Source organism: Kitasatospora sp. UYEF31 (assembly GCF_057291755.1).
This window is the reverse complement of the sequence record NZ_JBXAWK010000024.1, coordinates 84,504-90,952: the sequence shown is the minus strand read 5'-3', so window position 1 is coordinate 90,952 and position 6,449 is coordinate 84,504. Positions and strand designations below refer to the sequence as shown.

The 6,449-nt window shown below is 66.6% G+C and carries 5 protein-coding genes and 1 pseudogene; 4 read left to right on the top strand and 2 right to left on the bottom strand.

Annotated features, from left to right (window positions below; all coding sequences use genetic code 11):
• Window positions 1-751 precede the first annotated feature (751 nt).
• Window positions 752-1,993, bottom strand: coding sequence for a benzoate/H(+) symporter BenE family transporter (locus AC0Z36_RS14745; protein WP_485463308.1), 1,242 nt, complete (start codon window positions 1,991-1,993; stop codon window positions 752-754).
• 142 nt (window positions 1,994-2,135) lie between these two features.
• On the opposite strand from AC0Z36_RS14745, the gene AC0Z36_RS14740 reads away from it, so the two are divergent.
• Window positions 2,136-2,573 carry an SRPBCC family protein gene (locus AC0Z36_RS14740; RefSeq protein ID WP_485463307.1) on the top strand — a complete coding sequence of 146 codons (438 nt, stop codon included), beginning with the start codon at window positions 2,136-2,138 and terminating at the stop codon, window positions 2,571-2,573.
• A 305-nt stretch (window positions 2,574-2,878) separates the two neighbouring features.
• Here the strand turns inward: AC0Z36_RS14740 and AC0Z36_RS14735 are convergent.
• Window positions 2,879-3,223, bottom strand: a pseudogene (locus AC0Z36_RS14735) (SDR family NAD(P)-dependent oxidoreductase); the annotation flags it as partial.
• A gap of 40 nt (window positions 3,224-3,263) precedes the next feature.
• Here AC0Z36_RS14735 and AC0Z36_RS14730 point away from each other — a divergent pair.
• The 3 genes from AC0Z36_RS14730 to AC0Z36_RS14720 all read left to right on the top strand — a co-directional run bounded on the left by AC0Z36_RS14730 (window position 3,264) and on the right by AC0Z36_RS14720 (window position 6,378).
• Window positions 3,264-4,115 (top strand): SDR family NAD(P)-dependent oxidoreductase, encoded by an 852-nt coding sequence (locus AC0Z36_RS14730; RefSeq protein WP_485463306.1) that lies wholly within the window; start codon window positions 3,264-3,266, stop codon window positions 4,113-4,115.
• Window positions 4,116-4,212: 97 nt separating this feature from the next.
• A complete protein-coding gene (locus AC0Z36_RS14725) occupies window positions 4,213-5,331 on the top strand; it encodes an LLM class flavin-dependent oxidoreductase (protein ID WP_485463305.1) in 1,119 nt (372 codons plus the stop codon).
• 261 nt (window positions 5,332-5,592) lie between these two features.
• Complete coding sequence (locus AC0Z36_RS14720) at window positions 5,593-6,378, top strand: hypothetical protein (protein WP_485463304.1); 786 nt, start codon at window positions 5,593-5,595, stop codon at window positions 6,376-6,378.
• Window positions 6,379-6,449: the final 71 nt, after the last annotated feature.

The following is a 6,449-nucleotide window of genomic DNA, read 5'->3' as shown; positions in this document are numbered from 1 at the left end:
GTTCAGTGCTTGTTAGGCACTGTGTTCTGTGTTTCTGTTGTGTTTGTCGGCGTTTCTTCCGACTCGGTAAGCTTAGCACGTCGTTTCCGGCGTATCTCCGCTTCCTGTTCGCATCCGGTCAGTCCTTGCGGGCTTTCCTTCTGCTCTTCGAGCTTAGCACACCGTTTCCGGTCCGCTTTCGCTCTTTCCGATTTCGGATTTCCCCTTGCGGGTTTTTCCTTCGGCGTGTTCCAAACCTTAGCGGAACCCGCTCCCACCAGGCCAATCGGCCGTCCGGGCGCACTTTTCCAACATTCTGGTTCAGAATTCCGCACGCCACAGAAACACACCGCGGGAACGCGGACACGCGTCACCGGAGTGTGTTTGAAAGGTGCGGAGTTTCGCTGCTCTCCGGAACCAGCCAGCAGTGGCCCTCCCTGTTGATAGGGGTGCACACCCGCTGTCTCAGGTCTCCCTGGCCAAGCAGCTTGCTGAGATTACCCACCTCACAGTCCCACCGCAAACCCGCCCCGAGGCACTGCGGACACTGACGCGGCCAGGCATCTCTCCGAGTTCCCTCCCATCCGGATCCGCCCGACAGGCAGCTACCTGGCCTTGCTGCTGCTGCTCCTAGTGCGCGTCGCATGTCGGCGGTACAAGTCGGCAGTCGCTGTGTGGACCGCGATCCCTACGGGCATCGTGGGCCTCGGTGTCTGCTGCTGGATCGCCTGACTGTCGGGCGACAGAGCACCGGGCCACGGAGGAGGAACACTCAGCGTCCGACCACGCCGGACCGACGTGCCTTCAGCCGCTCCGCCCCCACGGCGATCAGGTGGACCGTCATGCCGAATACGAGTCCCCAGAAGGCTGACGCGATGTTGAACAGCGTCAACCCCGACGCGGTGACCAGGAAGGTCACGAGCGCGGCCTCGCGGTCCTCGGGTTCCTGCATCGCGCCGGCCAGCCCGGTCATGAGCGCTCCGAGCAGCGCCACTCCCGCGATCACCGCGATGAGGTCCTTCGGCAGTCCGGCGAGCAGCGCGATCAGCGCCGGGCCGAACAGGCCGACGAGGATGTAGAGCAGTCCGCACACGACGCCGGCTGTGTAGCGGCGCTTCACATCCGGGTGTGCTTCGGGCCCCGTGCAGATGGCGGCGGTGATCGCGGCCAGGTTCACCGCGTGCGCGCCAAACGGGGCCAGCAGCACCGAGATGAATCCGGTGGACCCGATGAGCAGCCGGTCGTCCGGTTTGTAGCCGTTGGTCTGCAGGACCGCGAGGCCCGGGGCGTTCTGCGAGGCGAGCGTGACGAGGAACAGCGGGAAGCCGATCCCGATCATCGCCGCAGCGCTGAACGCCGGGGTGGTGAACACCGGCTTTGCGAGGTCCCACGGTACGTGCGGCACAGTCAGGTCACCGGCGACCGCGGACGCGGCGATGCCCAGGACGAGTCCGGCGAGTACGGCGTACCGGGGGTTGAAGGCCTTGACGATGAGGTAGCCGAGCAGCACGGCGAGCACCACGGCTGGGGACGTGTGCATCGCGGTGAAGGCCTTGGTGCCGAAAGAGAACAGGATCCCGGCGAGCATCGCTGAGACCACGGCCTGCGGTATGAGGGCCATGAGCCTGCCGAACACCCCGGAGACCCCGACCAGCGTCATGACAACGGCCGCGGCGAGGTACGCGCCGATCGCTTCGGCGTAGGAGTAGTCCCCCAGGCTGGTCACCAGGATCGCCGCACCGGGTGTGGACCAGGCGGTGATGACCGGCATCTTCGTCCACAGGCTCAAGGCCGCGGCGGTGATCCCGCTGCCGAGGGAGATCGCCCAGATCCACGACGTCGTCTGGCCTTGGGTCAGGCCCCCGGCCTGTGCGGCGGTGAACACGATGACGGCCGTGCCCGAGTAGGACACCACCACCGCGATGAACCCGGCGACCGCGGCCGACACGGACAGGTCGCGGAAGAAGCGGCGTTTCCCGGCGACTTCCTCCCGTACGGCTGTGTCCTCGATCACGAACGCCCCCTCCGGCAGACCGTTGAAGGGGACATCATCCCGAATCAGGGCGGATGCTGGAGGATCCGGGGTCGCCATTCCCTTCCTAGACGGTCCCGGATAGAACAGAATTCCGATTTTGCCGCGTTTCCTGGAGGAACCCGTGTCGCACAGCATGATCCGTACCGTCGTCATCCCCGCCGCGCCTGAGAAGGTCTGGGCGCTCGTGTCCGACTTCGGCGACCTGACCGGGTGGCATCCGCTGCTGCCGCCGTGCCCGATCGAGGACGGCAAGCCCGGCGACCAGCCCGGGTCGGTGCGCGCGTTCACGATGCCGGACGGCACTGTGGTGTCGCGTGAGGAACTGCTGGCGTACGACGCGGCTGCTCACTCGTACAGCTACTCGCTGATCGACCCGATGCTGCCGATCACGAACTTCCGGGCGACGTTTGCGGTGCTGCCGCACGCGGAGGGGAGCGAGGTGTCCTGGTCGGCGACGTATGAAGGGACTGCGGAGGTCGCGGCGCAGGTGGATGAGATTTTCGCTGACGGTGTGTATGCGAGTGGGCTGGCTTCGCTGGCTGAGCGCTTCGCCGGCTGAGGGGGAGCGCTGGGGGCCGGGTGGTCCGGGTGCCTGAGCGCCCGGCAGTCCCGCAGTCCAGGTACGGACAAACGGTCTCCTGACTGGACCCCACTCCCCAATCCGGAGCTGACGGCCGTCGCTGAACGGTTCGCACCGGGCCGGCGTCGGTCAGCGGCTGCCGTCATCGACCTGGCTACCCCGGAGTTCCCCGACTTCGACGACACCATCGTGGAGCTCTGTCGCTGAGCCCAACAGATCCACGGCATTCCGAGCATGATGGCCGCGGTCTCCTCGCTGATCACGCCTTCCACGGCACTGGGGCGGACCGTCTCGGTGTCTATTCCGCCGAGGTGCGTGGAGTCGACCCTGATACCGGGGCGACCGACTTCGGGGGACGCCGGCTCGGTCATCCCCCGTACGGCGAATTTGGTCGCGGTGTAGCCGATCGTCCCCGCGACCCCCTGAATCCCGTTGGTGGATGAGGTGTTGACGATCGTGCCGCCGCCGTCTTCGCCCTGTCGTTGAGCACGTCGACGATCAGATTGGTCGTCAGAACGTGCCCGGATTGCCCGTTTCCGGAGGTGCTGGCCCGTTTCCGGAGGTGCCGGCCCGTTTCCAGAGATGACGCCGATTGCCCGGCCCTGGCATGACGGATCGTCAGATGGCATGGTGTGGACGGAAGTCGTCGTCCTCTTGTGAGGTTTCCCCATGGTTTTCGACCCCGTGGTTCCCGACCGGATAGTTCCCCGCCGGTTGGTTTCCGACTCCGAAGTTCTCGGCCCCGGTTCAGTACGCCTTGACGGACAGGTGGCAGTCGTCACCGGAGCCGCCCAGGGCATCGGTGCCGCCACCGCGGTCGCGTTGGCCCGGTTCGGTGCGGACGTCGCCCTGTGTGACCGCAAGGACATGTCCGCGGTCAAGGAGGCCGTGGAGAAGGCCGGGCGGCGGGCCTACGTCGAGCGTCTGGACGTACGGGACGCTGTCGCCGTCGGCGAGTTCCTGGTCAACGCGCACAGCGCACTCGGCCCGCTGGACATTCTGGTGAACAACGCCGGGGGCGGCTTCCACGCGGCGTTCGAGTCGGTCAGCCCGAAGGGGCAGCAGTCGCTGGTGGACGAGAACTTCACATCGGTCACCCACGTCGTGCGGCACGGGGTCCCCCTGATGCGCGACGGCGGCTCGATCGTGAACGTGACGTCCGTCGAGGCGCACCGCGCCGCACCCGGGTTCGCCGTGTATGCGGCGATGAAGGCGGCGGTGGAGCAGCTGACCAAGTCTCTGGCGCTGGAGCTGTCGGACCGGCGCATCAGGGTCAACTGTGTCGCGCCGGACGCGATCCCGACCGAGGGCGACGCGAAGCTCGTGGAGGCCGTCGGCGGCGGCGACTACGGCGCGAAGGTGCCGCTCGGCCCGGGCACCCCTGACGACTGCGCGGGACCGATCGTGTTCCTGTGCGGCGGGATGGCGAAGTTCATCACCGGCACCACGGTGCACATCGACGGCGGCACCCACGCGGCGTCCGGCTGGGCGCGCGGGCCGGACGGGGTGTTCACACCCTGATCAACGAAATTTCGGCACAGCGTTCGGCGTCCGCACACCCCGCCCGGCGGTCGGCACAGCGTTCGGCGTCTCCGCACCCCGACCAAGGAGCCTCAGCATGGAGTTCGGCGTATTCGTACAGGGCTACAACCCCGCCTTCCGGCGGGCAGGGAATCCGGACGCGGAACACGAAGCCCTGATGAACGACATGGCCTACGTGGAGGCGGCGGACAAGGCTGGGTTCAAGTACGCGTGGCTGAGTGAGCATCACTTCCTGGACGAGTACTCGCACTTGTCCGCCAGCGATGTGATGTGCGGCTACCTCGCGCACGCGACCGAGCGGATCCACATCGGCTCCGGCATCTTCAACCCGCTCCCCCAGGTGAACCACCCGGCGAAAGTCGCGGAGAAGGTCGCCATGCTCGACCATCTCACCTCAGGGCGCTTCGAGTTCGGCACTGGTCGGGGCGCTGGCTCGCACGAGATCCTCGGGTTCCTGCCCGGCATCAAGGACATGAACGAGACCAAGGAGATCTGGGAGGACGTGATCCGCGAGTTCCCCAAGATGTTCCTGCAGGACGAGTACGAGGGCTACAACGGGCGGTTCTGGTCGCTGCCGCCGCGCCGCATCCTGCCCAAGCCGTACGGGAAGGCGCACCCGGCGATGTGGTACGCCGCCGGCAGCCCCAGCAGTTACGAGATGGCCGCCAGGATGGGTCTGGGTGTGCTCGGTTTCTCGATCGGCGACATCGAGCAGGCCGAGAAGGCGGTCGCGAACTACAAACGCACCATCAGGAACGCCGAGCCCATCGGCGCGTTCGTCAACGACAACGTGATGGTGTGCACGACCGGCTTCCTGGCGGAGGACAAGCAGACTGCGTTCCAGGCGGCGGTGGACGCGCGCCCGATGTATCTGACGTCCAACGTGTTCCGCTACCACGACACCTTCCCGCGCCCTGAGCACATCCCGGCCTGGCCGGAGGTGATCCCCGACCTCACGATCGAGGCGGTCGAGTTCGCCGCTGAGATCGGCGCGATGATCGTCGGCGATCCGGAGACCGCGTTGAAGGCGGTCAAGGCGTACGAATCCGCCGGCGCGGACCAGTTGGTGCTCGCGTTCGGCCCGGACACCAGGGAGAACACCCTGCGGACGATCCGCCTGTTCGGTGAGCACATCATCCCGAAGCTGGACACGGACCCCGTCCACCGTACGACCCGCATGCGCGCAGCCGCCTGACCGGGCGGCCGCGCCGGTCCCGCTGCTTCGACCACTCCGCTTCGACAATCCCGCTTCGACAATCCCGCTTGGACCATCCCGCTTGGACCATCCCGCTTGGACCATGCTCGAAATGCCGTGCAAGAAGATCCACTGACAGCATTCCGGGCATGACCGACGTGCGCCCGCCGCAAGCGGACACCGACGCCGAGGGGCGTTCCGGATTCACCTCTTCTGACGTACCGTCAGCAAAACGTCGGTGTGATCAGAACGGAGCTGGCGATGAAGGAATATCCAGTACGGACCGGAAGCATGCTGTTCACCGCGGTGGACCCGGAGCGCGGTTACGAGGTGGAGTACAACCGCTGGTACGAGCGGGACCACTTCTACGCCGGCTGCATGATCGGCCCCGGCATGCTCGCCGGATCGCGCTGGGTCGCCACCCGGGCCCTGAAGGACCTGCGCTTCCCCACCGTGACCGACGTCGCGCCGACCATCGACGCCGGGTCGTACGTGGCCGTCTACTGGCTCGCCGACGGGCAGTTCGACGAGTGGAACGCCTGGGCGGTGGAGCAGGTCAACTGGCTGTACGGGAACGACCGCGGCTTCCAGCACCGGATCCACGCGCACACCGGGATGTACCTGCACGACTCCCGCTGGTACCGCGACGCGGACCCGGTGCCGCTGGAGTTGGCGCTCGACCACAACTACGCGGGCCTGGTCTCGCTGACCGTGCAGCGCGCCGAGGGCGTGGCGCAGTCCGACCTCGAAGCCTGGTTCAACGAGAACCTGCCGGGGTTCCTGGCCGGCTCACCTGTGGCGAGTGTCGCCGCGTGGACGGCCGTACCGCTGTCCGACGACGCCCCGGCGTTCGTCCCGCGTGACCCGAACTCCGCGACGCGCAGCATGCAGCTGTACTTCCTGGACGAGGAGCCCACGGCGACGTGGGACTCCTTCCGCGCCTGGGCGGACAAGATCAACGCCTCGGGCATCGGTACGGTGACGTTCGCCGCGCCGTGGATCCCGACAGTGGCCGGGACGGACACGTACACCGACCAGCTCTGGTAGCCCGGTCACAAAGACCGAAGAAAACCGCGTCGATCATGTACAAAATGCCCCTTAATGATCTCTACAGGGGA

Excerpts from the sequence above, each read along its gene's own strand:
- AC0Z36_RS14730 (WP_485463306.1), top strand. The coding sequence starts at position 3,264 with ATGGTTTTCGACCCCGTGGTTCCCGACCGGATAGTTCCCCGCCGGTTG.
- AC0Z36_RS14725 (WP_485463305.1), top strand. The coding sequence starts at position 4,213 with ATGGAGTTCGGCGTATTCGTACAGGGCTACAACCCCGCCTTCCGGCGG.
- AC0Z36_RS14720 (WP_485463304.1), top strand. The coding sequence starts at position 5,593 with ATGAAGGAATATCCAGTACGGACCGGAAGCATGCTGTTCACCGCGGTG.